Source organism: Hathewaya massiliensis (genome assembly GCF_902143515.1).
GTDB classification, from domain to species: Bacteria; Bacillota; Clostridia; order Clostridiales; family Clostridiaceae; genus Hathewaya; species Hathewaya massiliensis.
The window spans coordinates 64,621-83,790 of record NZ_CABFVD010000006.1 but is presented as its reverse complement, the minus strand read 5'-3'; the positions used below and the strand labels follow the sequence as shown (position 1 = coordinate 83,790).

The following is a 19,170-nucleotide window of genomic DNA, read 5'->3' as shown; positions in this document are numbered from 1 at the left end:
GGTTATTGCCTTATAGTTATATAAACTTCGAAATACTAAGGTAATAGTGATTTTACTAAAAAGTGAATATAAAATTTCCAATCCTAACAGAAATTTTAGTGTGCTATTTTAAATATGATGAGGTGAAAAATGAGAGATATATTCAAGAAGTATTATTGTGTTAAACAACATGATTATAAAGATTGTGGATGTGCTTGTTTAGCAACAATATGTAGGCAATATGGGTTAAAGTACCCTATATCAAAACTAAGGGAAATGGCTGGCACTGATAAAATAGGAACAAGCGCTTTAGGAATAATTAAGTCAGCAAAACAACTTGGGTTATCTGCAAAAGCAATTAAGGTAAATAATTATGAAGATTTATTTAAAGGGGTACCCCTACCGGCAATGGCGCATGTAGTTATAAATAAATCCACCTTACATTATGTGGTTATACATAAAATAAGCAAAACAGAAATACTAATTGCAGATCCAGCAAGTGGAATAGTAAAATATAAACCAAAAGATTTTTTTGATATTTGGACAGGCATACTATTTGTAATGGTTCCAACTTCTAAATTTAAACAAGGAAATGAAGTCAATAGTATGTTTTCGAGATTTTTTAGTTTACTAAAGCCACAAAAAAACTTATTGATTAATATATTTCTATCTTCTATAATAATAACTATATTTGGAATTTTAGGTTCATTTTATTATCAATTATTAATCGATAGCATAGTACCTAATAACTTGGCTCAATCATTACATACTATTTCAATAGGTTTTATTATACTGCTTATATTCAAAGTCATTACGGAAGCATTTAGAACAAAGTTATTGATTCATTTAGGTCCTAAACTGGATATTCCATTGATGCTAGGATACTATGAGCATGTAATTAATTTACCAATGAATTTCTTTGCAACAAGAGAAGTTGGTGAAATTATTTCGAGATTTAATGATGCATCTAGTATACGAAATGCTATTTCAGGGGTAACCCTTACTATGATGATAGATGTTTTTATGGTTATTATAGGTGGCTCAATATTGTATTCTCAGAGTCCATTATTATTTACGATTACTTTAGTACCACTATTTTTATACGGAATAATCGTTTTCGCATTCAAGAACAGAATTGAAAAAATTAATAGGGCTACTATGGAAAGTAATGCAAGGTTAACCTCATATTTAGTTGGATCTTTAAATGGGATAGAAACAATAAAAGCATTTAATGCTGAGACAGAGATTAATTTTGAAACAGAAAAAAGGTTTATAAAATTAATGAAAAATTCCCTTAGTAATGGCTTTATAAATAATTGGCAAAACTCGTTAAAAAGTTTAGTTAAGGGGATATTTGCAATTGTTATACTTTGGATTGGTACAACACAAGTATTAAAGGGTAGAATAAGTTTAGGTGAATTATTAACCTTTAATTCCTTATTAATATACTTTTTAAATCCAATAGAAAATATAATAGGTCTCCAGCCAGCTATACAAACAGCAGTAGTTGCAGCAGAAAGACTTTCAGAAATATTAGATTTAAATTTAGAAAAATCAGTTGACGAAAATAAAAAGATAAAGCCTAAAACATTAAAAGGTACAATAGAGTTTAAGGATATAGATTTCAGATATGGTTCGAGAAATCTTGTATTAAAAAATATAAATTTGAAAATTAAACAAGGACAAAAAGTTGCTTTGGTTGGGGAAAGTGGTTCAGGAAAAACAACTTTAGCTAAGTTATTAATGAATTTCTATCAATGTGAAAAAGGTGAATTGCTTATAAATGGATATAATATTAAGGAGATTAATATTGAGGCGTTAAGAGATAAAATAGCATATATATCCCAGGAAACCTTTTTATTTGTAGGAACAATAATGGAGAATTTGACACTTGGGAATCCTTATTTAACATATGAGGAAATTATAGAAGCTTGCAAGAAAGCACAAATACATGATTTTATAAATAGTTTACCTTTAAGATATAATACCTTAATTGAAGAAAATGGTTCAAATTTCTCGGGTGGACAAAAACAAAGATTATCCATAGCAAGAGCCATATTAAGAGAGCCTGAAATACTAATTATGGATGAGGCAACAAGTAATTTAGATTCAATAACAGAGAAAGCTATTGAAAATACAATACTTGAACTTAGTAATGATATAACAACCATAACCATTGCACATAGACTAAGTACTATCATTAAATGTGATACTATTTATGTTTTAGAGGAAGGAAAAATAATAGAGAGTGGTTCTAATAAAGAACTTATAAGCCTGAAAGGTAGATATTATAATCTATGGAAACAACAAGCTCCTGAAAGTTATGAAGATAAGGAATTAATAGCTAAGGAGGTAGAATACTGTGAAGTATAAAATAGAAAACATTGAAGAACTTAGTGATAGTAGAGAACTAATGGAGATGAAACCTAATAAATTTGTAAGTATGTTTATATATATTTTATTATTCGCAATATTTTCTTTTTTATTATGGGCTTGGTTTAGTGAGAAGGAAGTTGTCATTAAAGTATCAGGATTTGTGACCACTAAGGAGAAAAGTTTTACGGCTTCTAATCCCATTCCAGGGACTGTAAAAGAGATATATTTAAAGAATGGACAAGATGTAAAAAAAGGTGACCTACTATATACAATAGATGATACTAGGTTACAAAACCAAAAAAAAAATTTAGATAAACAAAAAATAAACTTAAATAAAAAGTTAAAAAACTTAGAAAAACTAAAAAAAAGCATAGAAGCTAATAAAAATTATTTTACTGATCATGAGGAGGAAAAAGAATATTACTATAAGTATAAAACTTATGAGCCGGGGAATATGGTAGTAGTTCAAGAAAAAGATAGGTTACTTACATCTAAAATAAATTTAAATAACAAAATACAGAGTCTAAAAATACTAGATAAGTCTATAGAGGAGAATAAAAATCATAATAATCAAGAGAGTATCTATAGTATTCAATTTGATAATTTTCAAATTTCAAAAAAAGAAATAGAAAACAAAATAAGTCAATTAGAAAAAAGCAAAGAAAATTTTAAAGAACAGAATGTACCAAATGAGCAAATACTTCAGATAGAAGCAGAAATCGAAAGTTATAAAAAACAATTAACAAAATTAAGGAGTGATCTTAAGCTACAAATATATACCTCACTTGATGAATTGAATATGCAAATGAAAGATATTGATAATAGCATAAATAAATTTAATGAGAATGCATATTTATCAAAAGAGAAAAATAAAGTGGCTTTCTTAGCGGATATAGAAGCACAAAGAACCTTAGTTAATGGAGAAATACAACAAATCGATTTCAAATTGAAAGAAATTAATAAAAATATTGAAACCTGTCAAGTCAAATCTGAAAGTGATGGAAAAATAGACATTAAAACTAATTTGCAATCCGGGGTAATGGTAGAAGCGGGAGCAATCATAGCATATATATTACCAAAGAGCAATGAATATAAAATCGAATTGCTCATTGCAGAAAAAGATATAATGCATCTCAAAGAAGGACAAGAAATAAAGTATAGCTTTAATTCATTACCATATAATGAGTATGGATTTTTAAAGGGTGAAATAAAAAACTTGAGTATAAATTCAAAACTAAATAATCAAAATGGTGATATCTTTTATACTGGAGAAGGTTCACTAGAAAAGAATGCTTTATATAGAAGTAATGGAGAAAAATCAGAAATAAAAGTTGGTATCACTTGTGAAGCGAGAGTAATCGTAAGAAAGACAAGAATGCTATATTACTTTTTTGAAAAACTAAATTTTAAAAGTGCTTCTTGATCTTTAGTATAAGTTAATTTAGTTCAACAATAATCCTTTTGTAGGACGTCAAAATTTAGCTTCTGAAAACTGCAATTCTAAGTCAAATTATAGCTATAACTATAACTATAATAATTATCTAGAACTTAAATGCATTTTTAATAATCATATTATTGCTAAGATAAAAACTCAGGACAAACGCATGAATAAATTTTACTACAATTTACTTCCTTATCTATGTTAAAATCATAGATAAGGAAGGTGAAAATTAATGAAGAAAATTACAAACGTAATAAATTTAACAAAAAAATATTAATGACCCAAGACAGAATAATAAAGTTAAATATTCAATCAATGAAATTGTTGGTATGGTATTATTTGCATCACTAGGAAATGCTATTACTAGCAAGTACTTTTGGAGAAATTTCGGCAAATAATTTTACTGAGGTTTTCCCAATTTTTGTTTCCTAATAGTAAATTACCAATAAAAAAGTATAGAAAAAACATAGCCAGCCCTTAAAATAAGTTGAATTTCCCAAACAACTTATAGAAAAGGAGAAGATGGCTATGTTAAATAATCAAAAATATATTACAACAGAATTACAAAAAATACTATATGATATTAAGATTTTTTAAAACTTCAACAATAAATCCAGATTACATTTATAGTTTCTTCATTGAAGAAGTTATAAAAAGTATGTAAAGCGAAGTAACAACAAAAAAGTGATTATAATATTTGATCATACAACACTTGATGATAGATTTTTAATATTAAAGTTTTCTTTAAAGGTAGGAAAAATAGCAATCCCTCTATGGTATAAGATGCACCAACGATATGCTAGTAAAAATAGAAGAAAAAAGAAAATTAAGTACCTAAGAGACATATCTAATGGTCAAGTCTACAATAGTTAAGTGGGGAAAATAATTTTAGCAAACATTGAAAAGTACAGTATCGGTACAATGAGTAGAATACTAAATATTCCAAGGAGCCTAGTGTATTATAACAAAAAAACTAGAGTATAACACTGAACTTGAAAATGCAGTTATATCAATATTTATAGATAGCAAGAATAATTATGGTTCAAGAAAGATAAAAATAGAATTGAAAAAGCAAAACATATTAGCATCAAGAAGAAAAATAAGGCAAATTATGGACAAGTACAGATTGGTTTATAATTACACTGTAAAACAATATAAGGTTCATAAGACCAAGTGTAACGAGGAAAAGATAGATAATATAGTAAATAATTTATGAGTTCCGATATAAATTTAACTAAAGTAAAATATTCCACATTGATAGGGGAAATGAATTTAAAAATAAGATAATAGACGAAGTTTTAGAAGCTTTTAATGTTATGGTATAACAATAAACGTATTCATAGTGCTCTGAATTATATGACTTCAGTAGAATATCGGCTAGCAAAAAATGACCGAATAAAAGTTATATAAAAATTTCTTATCCTTGTTGATCTATAAAATGAGTAGTGTAATATATTGGGAAAACAATTGACAAATATATCATTTAATGATATATTATTAAATGATATATTAGCAATAGGAAGGTGAATTTTATGCCGAGAAAGGATTCCATTGATATTGGAGAATTAACAGATGCTGGTTTTTACATTTTATCTAGTGTTATTGAGGAAAAGCACGGATATTTAATTATGAAAACCATTGAAAAGGTTACTAATAATGAAGTTAGTATTGGTCCAGGATCCCTTTATACGACACTGAAAAAGCTTTTAGCAACAGATTTAGTGGAGTTAATTTCTACTAAAGATGAAAATAAAAAAGTATACAAAATAACAAATAAAGGACGAGAGAGGCTCATAAAAGAAATTCAGCGTAAAAAACAGATGGTTAAATTTGCCGAAAGGTTCTTGGAGTAAAGAAGGAGGGGTATTCATGAAAAGTAAATATGTAATGATTAGTGGACTTGCCTTTAGTGAAAAAAGTGATATGGAAAAACTTGAAAATTATGCTAGTGAAGGTTGGATACTAGAGGATATAGTAGGGGGGTTTTTCTATAAATTAAAAAAGGATAAGCCTCAAAACATAATATATAGCTTAGACTATCAAGGGGAGGCAGATGAAGAGTACTTTGCCATATTTAAAGAAGCAGGATGGAACCTTGTTGTTTCTGTAGAAAACCAAATGCACATTTTTTCAGCATCAGTGGGAACTAAACCTATTTATAGTGATTTAAGATCAGAAGTAGATAAATATATAAGTATAAAGAATCAAACCAAAAGGGGAACACTTTATTCTCTCATAATAGGGATAGTACTGATGGGGTTACTACCTGTTTCTTCAATAGTAATGAAGCCTATATTTTTAGGTGTCGTTGGATTATTAATAATTGATTTAATTATTTTTGTGTTTAATTTTCTTCCCTATTTATCATATTCCTCAAAAATTAAGCAGATAAAAAAAGAGGGCAAGTGTAAAAGTGAGACGATGAGCAATAAATTCTTGTGGAAGATATATGGAGTTGGAGGGATTCTATTAATACCTATGGGAATAGTGGAATTAATTGAAAGAAAATATCCTTCAGCAATATTTCTTCTTATTTTTGGTATTTCTAATCTTTTTTCAAGTTTATCTTGTTATAAGAAATATAAAAAGTCTTTGTAAATTTTATGTCAATTTAAAATATAAATAAAATGTCTACTTAGAATTAATTTATATTTTATCACAAATAAAGAAATAGGGCGATTGTAAAAGTGACAGGTGAAAATTGTTATATATGCAGTTGCTCTTTTTTTATTTACTCACTCCATAAGGGGGAATATGATTCCATTATTTGAGAAATGTTATTACTTTTTGCATGGTTAAAATAACTTTCTAAATAATTTACAAATTGTAATGAAAAGATATTATAATATCTGACCTACGGACAGTAAAAAGGATATATTAACCAAATAGTAAATTACCAATAAAAAAGTATAGAAAAAAACATAGCCAGCCCTTAAAATAAGTTGAGTTTCCCAAACAACTTATAGAAAAGGATAAGATGGCTATGTTAAATAATTAAGAATATATTACAACAGAATTAACCTGATGATAGATTTTTAATATTAAACTGAAAACTATAAATCTATAGAAAATTTAATTTAGAGTCTGACTTAAAAATAGAAAGAATTAATAGAATATAACATAATAATAAGATACTTTAGTAAGTAATTTTACATAGTTTACATAATTTTAGTAGTTATAAAATTCATCATTAATGGAAATGATATTAGTATTTGACATACCTTTTACCTCGCGTGCGAGTATTTATGTGGTGACTTTTATATAAAACTGTAGGTACAGTCTTTTTAAGAGTAAATAATTTGGTTAGTTATTGTGGAGTATAAATAATACTTTAAAAATATTAGGGGGGAATCGTGAGTATTATAGAGTCATTAAAGAAAAGAAGAAGCTATTATGAGATTGACAAGAATTTGCCGGTTTCAAAAGAAAAAGTTGAAAAAAATATTAAGGAAGTTACAGAACTAGTACCAGATGCATTTAATATGAAGAGTGCTAGAGTAGTTCTTGTTTTTGGAGATAAACATGATCTTTTATGGGATGAAATTTACAATGTGTTTAAAGGGAAAGTACCTAGAGAAAAAACAAACTCATTTAAAGCAGGAGCTGGTACAGTGTTATTTTTATATGATGAAGATACTATTAGATTAATGCAAAACAAATTTGAAATATATGCTGATAACTTCCCAATTTGGGCAAACCAAGCAAATGGAATGTTACAACTTTATATATGGAGCATGTTTAGAGATTTAAACATAGGAGCTTCATTACAGCACTATAATCCTGCTATAGACTCAAAAATAAAGGAGATATTTGATATCCCTGAAAATTATAAACTAGTGGCTCAAATGCCGTTTGGGGGAATAGTCAGTGAACCAGAAGAAAAAGAAAAAGAAAATATAGAAAATAGAATAAATTAAAAGGTAATACTAATAAGAGTGCTCAATCCTTCAAACCAATGTAAAATGTTGCTTTGAAGGATTGTTTTTAATAAGGAGCTTTTTAAAAATTAGGAAAATGTAATCTATCATTTCAATTTGTAAAAAATGCTGGCATAGCCGATGATATATCCAACAATACAAAATTATTTGATTATATGTATATGTTTTGTTGACAAGCTTAATAAAGTGTCATAAACTTAAAAGAGAACGGAGGTTTTCTAATGCAATATTTAAAGGAAGAGGTTAGAAATAATATAATAAAAGAAGCTTTAAAAGAATTTAAAGAAAAGGGATACAAGGGGGCTTCTATAAGGGTTATTGCTAAGAATTCTAATACATCAGTAGGAAATTTATATAAGTATTTTGATAATAAAGAGGCTCTTTATGAAAATATTATAGGTTCTTTTTATAATAGGCTTATGGATTATATTAGTCAATTTCATAAGGTTGAGATAAATCATAAAGCAGAGGAAATATTTTATGGACTTTTAGATAATATTATGGAAATATTTATGGAAAATAGTACAGAGCTTTCTATTCTTCTTAATAAAAGTCAAGGTTCTAAATATGAGAACTGTAAAAGTGTTTTTGTAGATTTTATAACTAGAATAGTTACGGAAACCATGAAATATGAACTATCCTTGAAAGGGCTAAGGCTTAAGGATAATTTTATTATATATTTGGTTTCACATAGTCTTGTTGAAAGTATCTCTATAATATTAGAGGAAAAGGAAGATGGGGAAGAGGTTAAAAAACTTATACTTAATATGATTAGTATTTTTTATGATGATATTATAAATAAACTAGATATTGAGTAGATTTAAGACTGTGATAGGGGCAAATGTTGATATGAAAGTACTGTTACTTTAAAGGTAACGGTATTAAAAAAAACTAAAAGAGAACTTGGGTTCACAGGGCATATATTGCAATAGTCTTGGAGGGAATACTGAGTTGCTTTTTAATAGACTTATATGTGCCTTAGAAAAAACGGGAGGAATTATAAATGGGTGACTTTATAGAATTAAAAAATGTAAAAAAGAGTTATAACATGGGTGAAGTTGAGATTAAGGCTGTGGATGATGTTTCTTTTTCCATAGATAGAGGAGAAGTAGTTATTATTTTAGGGCCTAGTGGAGCAGGAAAATCTACAATATTAAATCTTCTAGGGGGAATGGATCATGTAACTTCAGGAAGTATTTATGTAGATGGAAGGGATATAAGTAAATATAATAAAAAACAGCTTACAAAGTATAGAAGAGAAGATATAGGCTTTGTATTTCAGTTCTATAATTTAGTTCAAAATTTAAATGCTATAGAAAACGTAGAATTAGCAGTAGAGATTTGTAAAAATCCTATGGATCCTATGGAAGTTCTTAAGGATGTAGGCTTAGAAGGAAGAGTACATAATTTTTGTTCCCAGCTTTCAGGAGGGGAGCAGCAAAGGGTATCTATTGCAAGAGCTCTTGCAAAGAATCCTAAATTACTTCTTTGTGATGAACCTACGGGGGCTTTAGATTATAACACAGGAAAATCCATATTAAAATTACTAGATGACACTTCTAAAAAATATAATATGACTGTTGTAATTATAACTCATAACTCTGCTATAGCACCAATTGCTGATAAGATAATTACTATAAAAAATGGAAAAGTAGAGAGTATTAAAAAGAATGAGAATAAAGTTTCAATAGAAAGTATAGAGTGGTAATTATGAAAAAGACATTTTTAAAAAATTTATTTAGAGATATAAAAAATACTTTTTCTAGATTTTTATCTATAGTAATTATTATAGCAGTAGGTGTGTCTTTTTATGCAGGGGTTAGAGCTACTAGCCCTGATATGAAAAAGTCCGGTGATCTTTATTTTAAGAATAATAATCTTATGGATTTTAAAATAGTTTCAACAGCGGGACTTACTAAAGATGATTTAACAGAAATAAGAAAAACTAAGGGAGTGGAGCTTGCTGAAGGGTCATATTCTTTAGATGCCATAATTGAAAAAGATAAACATTCACTGGTTATGAACATAAATTCCTTACCTAATAAAGAAGGAATAAATAAGATAAATGTTGTAAGAGGCAGAAGACCAGAAAATAATATGGAAGCTATTATTGAAGAAAGATTTTTTAAGGAAAACAATTTAAAATTAAATGATAAAATAAGGCTTCAGTCCGGAAATAATAGTAATATAAAAAATCATTTAAAAAATAGTGAATTTAAAATAGTTGGAACTGCAAACTCTCCTCTTTATATATCAACACAAAGAGAATTAAGTTCCATAGGAAATGGCTCTGTAAAAGGCTTTGTATATATATTGCCTGAAGTATTTAAAAGTGATGTGTATACAGAAATATATGTAAAAAACCATGGTACAGAAGGGGAAAATAGTCTTTTAAATAATGATAATTATAAAGAGGGTATTGAAAACATAGAAAAAGATTTAAAAACTCTCGGAGTTAAAAGAAGTGACATAAGATACAATAATATTTTAAAAGAGGGAACTGATAAAATAAATAAGGCTGAAGAAGAGCTAAATAAAGCTAAGGAACAATTAATTAGTAATTTAAGCCTTATGAATAAGGATAAAAATAAAGATAAGTTAGATTCTCAGCTTAGAAATAATGAGGTTCAGTTAAAAAATAAGGAAGCAGAGCTTCAGAAAAATAAAGCACAGATAGATGCTCAGTTTAAAGATAGAGAAGAAGAAATAAAGAGAAATAGAGAGAAGCTTAAATCCTTAGAAAAACCAAAGTGGTATATAATGGGGAGAAATTTGAATGTGGGTTATGAAACCTATAGAGAAGATAGTAATAGGATAGATAATATTGGTACAGTATTTCCTATTATGTTCTTTTTAGTAGCGGCTTTAGTTAGCCTTACAACTATGACGAGAATGGTTCAAGAAAAAAGAATGGAAATAGGAACTTTTAAAGCCTTAGGATATTCAAGAATGGCTATAGTTTCTCATTACCTTATATATTCCCTTTTGGCAAGTATTATAGGAAGTGTTATTGGTATATCTATTGGATTTAGATTATTTCCACCACTTATAATGAAAGCTTATAGCACCCTTTATACTATTCCTACTATAGTAGCGCCATTTAATATTTATCTTGCACTACAATCTTCTATAATAGTCATATTACTTACAGGGATGTCCACAGTAATTGCGACCTTAGAAGAATTAAAAGAAGTTCCAGCTTCTTTAATGAGACCAAAGAGCCCTAAGTCTGGAAAGGTTATATTACTTGAAAAGATACCTTTTATATGGAAAAACCTAAGATTTACAAGAAAGGTTACAGCAAGGAATATATTTAGATATAAACAAAGACTTTTTATGACAGTAATAGGCATTGCATCTTGTACAGCCCTAATGATAACAGGCTTTGGTATAAAAGGTGGGGTAATAGGTTCTACAGAAAAGCAATTTAATTATATTTATAAATACAATATGCAAGCTAATCTTAGTAAAGAAGTAGACTCTACTGAAAAGAATAATATAAAAAGTAAAGTAGCTAGTGATTCTAATATAAAATCTACACTATTTGCTTATTTAAAAAATGCTTCCCTTAAAATAAAAAATTCTGCTAAGGAAGATGTTTATGTAGTAGTTCCAGAAGATAAAAAAGATATTAATACTTATATAAACCTTACAATGAAAGAAGAAAAATTAAATTTAAATGATGAGGGAGTAATTATAACCGAAAAACTTTCTAAACTAATGGATAAAAAAGTAGGAGAGGATTTTAATCTTAATATTAATGATAAAATTGTAAAGGTTAAAATATCTGATATAACAGAACATTATGTTCAGCATTATGTATATATGAGTCCTAATTATTATAAAAAACTAACAGGAGAAAATTTAAAGTTTAATAGTTTTTATGGACTATTAAAAAGTGTTTCAGATAATTCCCAAGAACATACTTCAAAGATTTTAACAAATATTAAAGGAATAAACTCCGTAGTTTTTAAAAACAATATTCAATTTGATTACGATAAAAGCATTGATAGTATAAATTCTGTAGTATTAATACTTATAATATCAGCAGGGGTTCTAGCCTTTGTTGTAATTTATAACCTTACAAATATAAATATCAATGAAAGAAAAAGAGAGCTTGCCACAATCAAACTTTTAGGATTTTACAATCATGAACTTGCAGGTTATATATATAGGGAAAATATTATATTAACAATTATAGGAAGTTTAGTGGGCATAGTCTTAGGAATACTGCTGAACAACTTTGTAATAATCACAGCAGAAACCAACATATTAATGTTTTTAAGAAGAGTAGAGCCTATATATTTTTTATACTCAGTTATGTTAACCATAGGGTTTTCCATAATTGTAAACCTTGCAATGTATAAGAAGTTTGATGAAATAGATATGATAGAATCACTTAAGAGTATGGAGTAAGAAATAAAATTCAAAATTTTATTTAGGTGCAAAGGTATTAAATGGGAATCTCACTAAGAGGTTCCCATTTTTAAATAGGCTATGTTAGATGAAAATATTAATATGAAAGTCTCTTCATAAGTTTACTACCTTAATAACTTCTATTATTTAAAATATTTGGAATTTAAATCTGTTATAATTTTAGAATTAAGATTATAATATTTATAAGCGTAACAATAGAAAGAAGGGGTATAAAACCATGAAAAAATTTTCTTCAAAGTTATTTAAAGTGTTTTTATTATGTTTATTAATAAGCATTATTATTTTTATAAAAGCATTTTATTTTAAGGAATATCCTATTGGTAATGATAAAATTCCTTATTATAGTCAAAGGGATAAGCGTTGGGCAAATGAATTATACGGTAAGACTGATACCATAAAAAGAGCAGGATGTGGACCTACATGTTTAGCTATGGTTATATCAGGGTTAACAGGGCAAAAGGACATAACACCTAAAGTTATTGCAGATTGGTCAGTGGAAAATGGACATAGAGCAGAAGGAAATGGGTCTTATTGGTCTTTAATGACAAGTGGTGCAGATGCTTTTGGTTTAAAGGCAGAACAAATAAGTAGAAATAAAACAAAAGAAATTTTACAAGCATTACAAGAAGGAAAAGTTATTATTGTTAGTTTAGATAAAGGTGAAATTGCATCAGGAGGACATTTCATAGTTCTTAGAGGAATAACAAAGGAGGGAAAAATATTAATTTATGATCCCGATAGTGTTCCTAATTCTAAAAAAGAATGGGATTCTAAGGTGATTTTTAATGAAAGTTCTAAAAATGCTGGGGAAAATGGAAGTCCATTTTGGGTATTTGATAAAAAATAGATATACTATATAAGGCATAAGATTTTGTTAGAGTCATATGCCTTATAAATAGTATTAATTTTTAAAGTAAGTCTCGTTTCCATTATTAATAATAGTTGAACCATTTGGAACTTGAAACATAATAAGAAATATATTCAAAAAGTCTACACAAGATCCCATGGCATTTAATAAGACAAGAAAAATTATAAAGTTATTCATTAATCCCAATATGTTTACCATAAAAGGAAAGACTATAGATAAAACAATAAAAGGCATAATAGAAATAATAATAAAACGCGCTTTTTTAATAGGCTCACTTGTATATACAAAAGCAAAGACACCATTAATTCCTATAAAAGTTTTTTTAGATTCTAAAATATTTGGAATAAATATAGCATGAATTAATTCATGAATAATCATAAACGCTAAAATATATAAGATCTTAAATAATAATCTTATATTAAAATTAATTGAAAAGGACAAATTATTACTTTTTTTTAGAATATGTATAAGTGGAGTAAATAATGTTGGATTAATATGATGTATAAACCATAGAGAAAAAGCACCTAGTAAATAAGCTATTGGAAATGAGAAAATAATAGCCCAAGCTATATTTGAAGGTTCTTTAAGTTTTTTCCAGTTATTCATATGAAAATAGGTACTTAGTTCTTTATCTGTATTTGGAATTTTTCTTGTGAATTTCATTTCTTAATACACACTCCTTATGCTTATTTTAAAAATGTTTATTAAAGTATAACATAAGTTAAATATCAAAGGTTCATGAGACTTTAAATTTATATATTTACTTAAAGTTAAACTATAACTTAAGTAGTATGTTTAAATATACAATAATTAGAAAATTAATAAAGGGGGATAAATGCATGGTTTTACCAACGCATATAGTTGCTACAGGGGGCTTAGTTAAGAACAATAAGGAGGAGATCTTGCTTGTAAAAAATCCTCGTAAAGGATGGGAATTCCCAGGAGGTATTGTAGAAGAAGGGGAAACTGTACCAGAGGCTTTAATTAGAGAAATAAAGGAAGAAGCAGGTGTTGATGTAGAGATAATTAACATTGTAGGTATATATTCTAATACAAAAAAGAAAAAAGGATACAACGGAGTTAAAGAAATACCTACAATAGTAAATATAGATTTTATTTGCAAATACAAAGGTGGAGAGTTAAGAACAAGTGATGAAAGTCTTGAAGTTAAGTGGTTTACAAAAGAAGAAGCACTAAAAATAGTAAATCTAAAACAACAATTTAGATTTAAAAATCTATTGAATTATAAGGACTCATTTTCCTGCGTAGGTTTTGAAGTAAACCCAGCAAATGAAATTGAAGTTCACGAAGAATATAAGTTTAAAAGGTAATAAAATAAAAAATTAGCTAAAGGAAGTTGTAACAAGCTTCCTTTAAAATATGTTATTATAAATATTATTGTTAAACATAGTCTAATATTTTCATTAAACTAAGGAAAAATTAATTATAAACTTTTAGGAGAAAGATAAATAAACATGAGATTAGATAAATTTTTAGCGCAATCAGCTATAGGAAAACGTAAAGATGTTAGAATTTATATTAAGGAAGGAAAAGTTAGAGTTAATGAGGAAGTGGTAGTTATACCATCCACAGAGATTGATGAAGCATTAGATGTTGTCAGGTATCTTGATAAAGTAGTAGACTATAATGAAAAAGTATACTATATGTTTAATAAACCTGCAGGATGTATTACAGCAAAAAAAGACAAGATTCACAAAACAGTATTTGATTTTTTTAGAGATGTTAATATGGATGGAGTATTTCATGTTGGGAGATTAGATAAGGATACAGAAGGGTTATTATTATTCACCAATGATGGAGAGTTTGAACATAAATTAATGCATCCTAAAAAGCATATTGATAAAACATATTTCTTTTGGGCACTAGGTTCTTTAAGTGAGGAAGATATAAATGCTTTAGAAGAAGGGGTTTATATAAACAAAGGAGAAATATTAACTAAGCCCGCAAAAGTAAAGGTTCAAAAATCAGGATTATATAAGGATTTTAAGCATGAACTTTATTCATCTAATGTAGATAAAAGTAAGTATAACCAACCAGTTGTATCGGGGTATCTTACTATTTCAGAAGGACAGAAACATCAAGTAAAACGAATGTTAAAAACAGTAGGGTGTCATGTCATATATCTAAAAAGAGTAGCAGTTGGAAATTTAAAATTAGATGAAACACTAGAAATGGGAAATTACAGAGCACTTACAGAAAGTGAAATTGAAGTATTACTGTAAAATAAATAGAACTTTTATAAACTAAAAATAAACTTAAAGTTAAGGGGTGAGTAGATGATAAATACAAATTCAATAAATCAAGTTAATAAAAATCACATTGATGGGATGACAATTCCTTTGTATGATAGTTATTGTTTTTCTAATATTTGTGGAACTATAAAAGATTTATTTAATATTAATTCAGATAAAAGACTCCCTAGTGATGTTGTTGGAAATAGTAGTCCAAGACCTAATAAAATAGTATTTTTTTTATTGGATGCCTTTGGATGGTGTTTTTATGATAAATACAAAGAGAACTCTAAATTTTTATGTGAATTAGAAAACAGGGGTGTAGTTTCAAAATTAACATCACAATTTCCATCTACTACAACAGCACATGTAACAACAGCATTAACTGGTAAACCAGTTTGTGAACATGGACTTTATGAGTGGTTTTATTATGAACCTAAAGCTGATGATATAATAACAGCATTTTTATTTAAGGAAGCAAGAAATAAAGGAAATGAAACTTTAAAAAATAAAAATATAAAACCTAATGATTTTATACCAGAAAGAAGCTTTTTTAAAGAATTATTAGATAATGGTATAAAAAGTACTGTTTATCAACCTAGTTATATAAACAATAGTACCTATACTAAATTTACATGTAGGCATGCTAATTTAAAAGATTATGAAACAAATGAAGATTTATTTAAATCATTGTCAAATGATTTATTAAAGAATGATGATAAAGAATATTTTTATGTTTATTTACATGACATCGATTCCATAGCCCATGAAAAAGGAAATCAGTCAGAAGAATTTAGGTCAGTTATAAATAATTTATTTAAAGATCTAGACAGATTTTATGAGGAAGGAAAAGATAAGTTTAGGAATACCGCTATTATAATTTCTGCAGATCACGGTTAAATTGATATTGATTTTAAAAATTTATATTATATAAATAAACTAATTCCTAACATAGAAAAATATTTAAAGAAAAATAAAAACAATGATATTATGTCACCAGCAGGATATTGTAGAGATTTATTTTTACATGTAGAGGAGAAATATTTAATAGAGTTAAAAGAGATTCTCCAAAAAGAGTTAAAAGAAATAGCAGAAGTATATCTCTTTGAAGAATTAAAAGATAAAGGCTTATTTGGATTGCCAAATGAAAAATTATTAGAGAGAGTTGGAAATTTAGTTATACTACCTAAAGAAAATAATACTGTTTGGTGGTATGAAAAAGATATATTTGAAATTAAATTTCTAGGAATGCATGGTGGGGCGAGTAAAGGAGAAATGGAAATACCATTTTTATTTTATATGTTTAAATAATATATTAATTGAAGCATATATATGGAGAAACAAAGTTAAAAGGGAGTAGGTTTATAATCTAGAGAGTTTTGTATATAATATTTCTATAGATGTTTTGTGAAGGAGGCAATTTAATTGGAAAATAAGGATATTAACTTATATTAGAAAAGCATGGTTCTATTTTAGAATATTTGCTTGGGATGAACCCAGCATTTATAGGAATATCACAAATTCAAAGGGAGCTCTTAGTACTTATGGCATCAGGTTTAACTGATAAAGAAATTGCTAAAAGGCAAGGAGTGGCACAGTCTACTGTAAGAAATCATCGCTATAAATTACGTGAAAAAGAAAAGCAAGCAAGATTATTTTTAGCAATAATGGAACTAATAGCATCAAACACGAAAAAGAAGTAAACAGAATTTTACAAATAGTATACGAAGATTATGCAACTATTAGAAGAGCATTAATAGAATATGGATTTATAACATTTGGCACAAGAAAACCTCCGTTGTTTATCTCGGAGGATGAATTGTGCCCTTAATTTTTAGGTTAAATGCCTAAAAATTAAATGTTCTTTTGGTTTTGTATATACTTTTGAATGGTTTCAGAAGATACAGTTCCAGCAGTACTAATATAATATCATCTACTCCATAAACCACTACCCCCAAATTTAGATAACTCATATTCCAATTTATCTTTAAAAATATTATGGCAATATTTGGGACAGAAAACAATGTGGTAATTGATATTATATTTACTGTGGCTTGTTTTCTTGGTTTGTGTATTTTTCAATGACATATTTCATGCCTTCTTCAATTAAGTCATTAGCATTGGTTTTTTGTTTGATAGCCAATATTTTGATTTCAGTATATAAATCTTCGTCTATTGTAGTATTAATATTTTTTCTTGCCATTTTAAGCACCTCCTATACAAGTTAATTTTACCACATAGTTGACTATGTATCAATGAAATGTTAAAATAAATACATAGATAGCAATGCAAAGGAGGTGAAAAAATGAAATTATCTTTTAAATTCAAACCAAGTCTTACTGTAGAACAATTAAATATCATAGAAGAATTATCTTTCCATACAACAAAACTTTACAACATTGTTAACTATGAATTGAGAGAAAATGGTTTTAAATCTTATGTAGAGACAGAAAATATGTTTAAAGCTAATTGGCATTGTGATTTTCTTCATAGTCATACAAGACAACACACTTTTAAAGTATTAGAGCAAAATTGGAAATCATATTTTGCAAGTATTAAAGATTTTAAAGTAAATGCACATAAGTATAATGGATTACCCAAACCACCTAAATTTAAGAATATGGAAGATAGAAAAAATGAAATTATATTTACTAATTTGGCTATTAGGTTCAAAAACAATAAATTAATATTATCTCTTTCTAAAGCAATGCAAAAAATATTTGAGGTAAATACTTTAAATTTTGAGGCTTCAGGTAAACTTCAAAGCCTTATAAATTGGAATGCATTGCAACAAGTTAGAATAAAGTGGGATAACTCTTTAAAGCAATGGTACTTAATTGTAATCTACAATAAACAAGAATTAGGGCCAGTAAACAATACTAATATTATGGCTATTGATTTAGGTTTGGATAATCTTGCTACACTAACTTTTAAAGATGGAAATGAAACTTATCTTTTTTGTGGTAAAAAACTTAAAGGTATTAATGCTTTTGTAAATAAAAAAATTGCTTATTATCAAAGCATTGAAATGAAGAAAGTAGGTTCTGATAAGTTCAAGAATACTAAAATGATTAATTCATTAAGAAGATATAGAAATAACTATGTTAATGATTACCTTCATAAAACAAGTAAAAATATTATAGATAAGGTAATAGAGCATAAAGTAAAGAAGATAGTTATAGGCAAAATTAAAGGTATCAAACAAGATATGAATTATAATAAATCTTTTGTTCAAATACCAATTCAAAGACTTGCAGAGCAAATTAAATATAAGGCAGAATTAAAAGGTATTGAAGTTAAATTCAAAGAAGAAAGTTATACAAGTGGTTGTAGTGCTTTTGATTTAGAACCAATAGATAAAAAATACTATGACAAAACTCGTAGAGTAGTTAGAGGGTTGTTTAAATCCAATTTTGGGTTAGTTAATAGTGATGTGAATGGCTCACTTAATATACTTCGTAAAGAAGGAAAATGTATTCCTGAAATAGTGAAAACTATGAGGGATAAAGGGAGAGTGTCCTCCCCGTTGAGAGTAAGGGTTGCCTGTTAAGGTGGAAACTTAAATATCAAACCTCTCACGAATCCACTGTTGCTTGTCACGGTGGTAGTTCACTGAAAGAACAAATGATTGTAATAGTTATTGGGTAAAGGAATAGATGAGAAATAGTAGAGGATAGAGCTATGGAGTATGATTGTTGATTTACTAAAGAAAATGGATGGGATAGATACAGTAAAATATTAATGACGCTTAGTAATAAAAAATGTTACTAAGCGTATTTTTTTAAATATTCAAAATATAAAAAATAGTCATTAGGGCTACTTATACTTCATTATAAAAAAGGTGAGTTATAATTAATTTTAATAAATTAATTTAAGGGA

Annotated in this window: 21 protein-coding genes and 1 pseudogene; 19 read left to right on the top strand and 3 right to left on the bottom strand. The window is 27.4% G+C overall.

The window, feature by feature from the left end:
- The first annotated feature begins 129 nt into the window (after positions 1-129).
- The 12 genes from FNZ64_RS11560 (at position 130) to FNZ64_RS11505 (ending at position 13,018) form a co-directional block, all read left to right on the top strand.
- Positions 130-2,352, top strand: a complete 2,223-nt coding sequence (locus FNZ64_RS11560) for a peptidase domain-containing ABC transporter (protein WP_142415044.1) — start codon at positions 130-132, stop codon at positions 2,350-2,352.
- Positions 2,342-3,778: a beta-barrel domain-containing protein gene (locus FNZ64_RS11555; protein WP_142415042.1), complete on the top strand. Its 1,437-nt coding sequence runs from the start codon at positions 2,342-2,344 to the stop codon at positions 3,776-3,778. The genes FNZ64_RS11560 and FNZ64_RS11555 overlap by 11 nt, the downstream gene beginning before the upstream one ends.
- Before the next feature lie 702 nt (positions 3,779-4,480).
- Entirely contained in the window at positions 4,481-4,669 is a 189-nt protein-coding gene (locus FNZ64_RS11550) for a hypothetical protein (RefSeq protein ID WP_142415040.1), read from the top strand.
- Between the two features lie 85 nt (positions 4,670-4,754).
- Positions 4,755-5,012 carry an IS3 family transposase gene (locus FNZ64_RS15140; protein WP_142415219.1) on the top strand — a complete coding sequence of 86 codons (258 nt, stop codon included), beginning with the start codon at positions 4,755-4,757 and terminating at the stop codon, positions 5,010-5,012.
- Between the two features lie 95 nt (positions 5,013-5,107).
- A complete protein-coding gene (locus tag FNZ64_RS15135; RefSeq protein WP_142415038.1) occupies positions 5,108-5,206 on the top strand; it encodes an IS3 family transposase in 99 nt (32 codons plus the stop codon).
- Positions 5,207-5,328: 122 nt separating this feature from the next.
- Positions 5,329-5,649 (top strand): PadR family transcriptional regulator, encoded by a 321-nt coding sequence (locus FNZ64_RS11535; protein ID WP_142415036.1) that lies wholly within the window; start codon positions 5,329-5,331, stop codon positions 5,647-5,649.
- A 16-nt stretch (positions 5,650-5,665) separates the two neighbouring features.
- Positions 5,666-6,394 carry a DUF2812 domain-containing protein gene (locus FNZ64_RS11530; RefSeq protein WP_142415034.1) on the top strand — a complete coding sequence of 243 codons (729 nt, stop codon included), beginning with the start codon at positions 5,666-5,668 and terminating at the stop codon, positions 6,392-6,394.
- A 755-nt stretch (positions 6,395-7,149) separates the two neighbouring features.
- Positions 7,150-7,713: a nitroreductase family protein gene (locus tag FNZ64_RS11525; protein WP_142415032.1), complete on the top strand. Its 564-nt coding sequence runs from the start codon at positions 7,150-7,152 to the stop codon at positions 7,711-7,713.
- A 242-nt stretch (positions 7,714-7,955) separates the two neighbouring features.
- Entirely contained in the window at positions 7,956-8,552 is a 597-nt protein-coding gene (locus tag FNZ64_RS11520; protein WP_142415030.1) for a TetR/AcrR family transcriptional regulator, read from the top strand.
- 185 nt (positions 8,553-8,737) lie between these two features.
- Complete coding sequence (locus tag FNZ64_RS11515) at positions 8,738-9,442, top strand: ABC transporter ATP-binding protein (RefSeq protein WP_142415027.1); 705 nt, start codon at positions 8,738-8,740, stop codon at positions 9,440-9,442.
- A 2-nt stretch (positions 9,443-9,444) separates the two neighbouring features.
- Positions 9,445-12,150 (top strand): ABC transporter permease, encoded by a 2,706-nt coding sequence (locus tag FNZ64_RS11510; RefSeq protein WP_142415025.1) that lies wholly within the window; start codon positions 9,445-9,447, stop codon positions 12,148-12,150.
- Positions 12,151-12,388: 238 nt separating this feature from the next.
- Complete coding sequence (locus FNZ64_RS11505; RefSeq protein ID WP_142415023.1) at positions 12,389-13,018, top strand: C39 family peptidase; 630 nt, start codon at positions 12,389-12,391, stop codon at positions 13,016-13,018.
- Positions 13,019-13,072: 54 nt separating this feature from the next.
- Here FNZ64_RS11505 and FNZ64_RS11500 read toward each other — a convergent pair whose 3' ends face one another.
- A complete protein-coding gene (locus FNZ64_RS11500) occupies positions 13,073-13,702 on the bottom strand; it encodes a DUF3267 domain-containing protein (protein WP_142415021.1) in 630 nt (209 codons plus the stop codon).
- A 176-nt stretch (positions 13,703-13,878) separates the two neighbouring features.
- Here FNZ64_RS11500 and FNZ64_RS11495 point away from each other — a divergent pair, with 176 nt between their 5' ends.
- From FNZ64_RS11495 to FNZ64_RS15125, 6 genes are all read left to right on the top strand, one after another.
- Positions 13,879-14,370, top strand: coding sequence for an NUDIX hydrolase (locus FNZ64_RS11495; protein ID WP_142415019.1), 492 nt, complete (start codon positions 13,879-13,881; stop codon positions 14,368-14,370).
- Positions 14,371-14,514: 144 nt separating this feature from the next.
- Positions 14,515-15,282, top strand: a complete 768-nt coding sequence (locus FNZ64_RS11490) for a pseudouridine synthase (RefSeq protein ID WP_142415017.1) — start codon at positions 14,515-14,517, stop codon at positions 15,280-15,282.
- A 54-nt stretch (positions 15,283-15,336) separates the two neighbouring features.
- Positions 15,337-16,191: an alkaline phosphatase family protein gene (locus FNZ64_RS11485; RefSeq protein ID WP_142415015.1), complete on the top strand. Its 855-nt coding sequence runs from the start codon at positions 15,337-15,339 to the stop codon at positions 16,189-16,191.
- A 90-nt stretch (positions 16,192-16,281) separates the two neighbouring features.
- Positions 16,282-16,602, top strand: coding sequence for a hypothetical protein (locus tag FNZ64_RS11480; protein WP_142415013.1), 321 nt, complete (start codon positions 16,282-16,284; stop codon positions 16,600-16,602).
- Positions 16,603-16,781: 179 nt separating this feature from the next.
- On the top strand, positions 16,782-16,994 hold the full coding sequence (locus FNZ64_RS15130; protein WP_423244950.1) for a LuxR C-terminal-related transcriptional regulator: 213 nt from the start codon (positions 16,782-16,784) through the stop codon (positions 16,992-16,994).
- Positions 16,943-17,122: a DUF2087 domain-containing protein gene (locus tag FNZ64_RS15125; RefSeq protein WP_423244952.1), complete on the top strand. Its 180-nt coding sequence runs from the start codon at positions 16,943-16,945 to the stop codon at positions 17,120-17,122. Before FNZ64_RS15130 ends, FNZ64_RS15125 begins: the two co-directional genes overlap by 52 nt.
- A 23-nt stretch (positions 17,123-17,145) precedes the next feature.
- Here the strand turns inward: FNZ64_RS15125 and FNZ64_RS11470 are convergent.
- A pseudogene (locus FNZ64_RS11470) lies at positions 17,146-17,379 on the bottom strand (transposase).
- On the bottom strand, positions 17,336-17,494 hold the full coding sequence (locus tag FNZ64_RS14730) for a hypothetical protein (protein WP_185903690.1): 159 nt from the start codon (positions 17,492-17,494) through the stop codon (positions 17,336-17,338). The pseudogene FNZ64_RS11470 and the gene FNZ64_RS14730 overlap by 44 nt, the downstream one beginning before the upstream one ends.
- 102 nt (positions 17,495-17,596) lie before the next feature.
- Between FNZ64_RS14730 and FNZ64_RS11465 the strand changes: the two genes are divergently transcribed.
- Positions 17,597-18,841 (top strand): RNA-guided endonuclease InsQ/TnpB family protein, encoded by a 1,245-nt coding sequence (locus tag FNZ64_RS11465; RefSeq protein ID WP_142415011.1) that lies wholly within the window; start codon positions 17,597-17,599, stop codon positions 18,839-18,841.
- Positions 18,842-19,170: the final 329 nt, after the last annotated feature.

Bases quoted from the DNA above. Each gene is read 5' to 3' on its own strand.
- FNZ64_RS11560 (WP_142415044.1), top strand. From the start codon at position 130: ATGAGAGATATATTCAAGAAGTATTATTGTGTTAAACAACATGATTAT.
- FNZ64_RS15135 (WP_142415038.1), top strand. From the start codon at position 5,108: ATGTTATGGTATAACAATAAACGTATTCATAGTGCTCTGAATTATATG.
- FNZ64_RS11535 (WP_142415036.1), top strand. From the start codon at position 5,329: ATGCCGAGAAAGGATTCCATTGATATTGGAGAATTAACAGATGCTGGT.
- FNZ64_RS11530 (WP_142415034.1), top strand. From the start codon at position 5,666: ATGAAAAGTAAATATGTAATGATTAGTGGACTTGCCTTTAGTGAAAAA.
- FNZ64_RS11520 (WP_142415030.1), top strand. From the start codon at position 7,956: ATGCAATATTTAAAGGAAGAGGTTAGAAATAATATAATAAAAGAAGCT.
- FNZ64_RS11515 (WP_142415027.1), top strand. From the start codon at position 8,738: ATGGGTGACTTTATAGAATTAAAAAATGTAAAAAAGAGTTATAACATG.
- FNZ64_RS11510 (WP_142415025.1), top strand. From the start codon at position 9,445: ATGAAAAAGACATTTTTAAAAAATTTATTTAGAGATATAAAAAATACT.
- FNZ64_RS11505 (WP_142415023.1), top strand. From the start codon at position 12,389: ATGAAAAAATTTTCTTCAAAGTTATTTAAAGTGTTTTTATTATGTTTA.
- FNZ64_RS11500 (WP_142415021.1), bottom strand. From the start codon at position 13,702: ATGAAATTCACAAGAAAAATTCCAAATACAGATAAAGAACTAAGTACC.
- FNZ64_RS11495 (WP_142415019.1), top strand. From the start codon at position 13,879: ATGGTTTTACCAACGCATATAGTTGCTACAGGGGGCTTAGTTAAGAAC.
- FNZ64_RS11490 (WP_142415017.1), top strand. From the start codon at position 14,515: ATGAGATTAGATAAATTTTTAGCGCAATCAGCTATAGGAAAACGTAAA.
- FNZ64_RS11485 (WP_142415015.1), top strand. From the start codon at position 15,337: ATGATAAATACAAATTCAATAAATCAAGTTAATAAAAATCACATTGAT.
- FNZ64_RS11480 (WP_142415013.1), top strand. From the start codon at position 16,282: ATGTCACCAGCAGGATATTGTAGAGATTTATTTTTACATGTAGAGGAG.
- FNZ64_RS15130 (WP_423244950.1), top strand. From the start codon at position 16,782: ATGAACCCAGCATTTATAGGAATATCACAAATTCAAAGGGAGCTCTTA.
- FNZ64_RS14730 (WP_185903690.1), bottom strand. From the start codon at position 17,494: ATGGCAAGAAAAAATATTAATACTACAATAGACGAAGATTTATATACT.
- FNZ64_RS11465 (WP_142415011.1), top strand. From the start codon at position 17,597: ATGAAATTATCTTTTAAATTCAAACCAAGTCTTACTGTAGAACAATTA.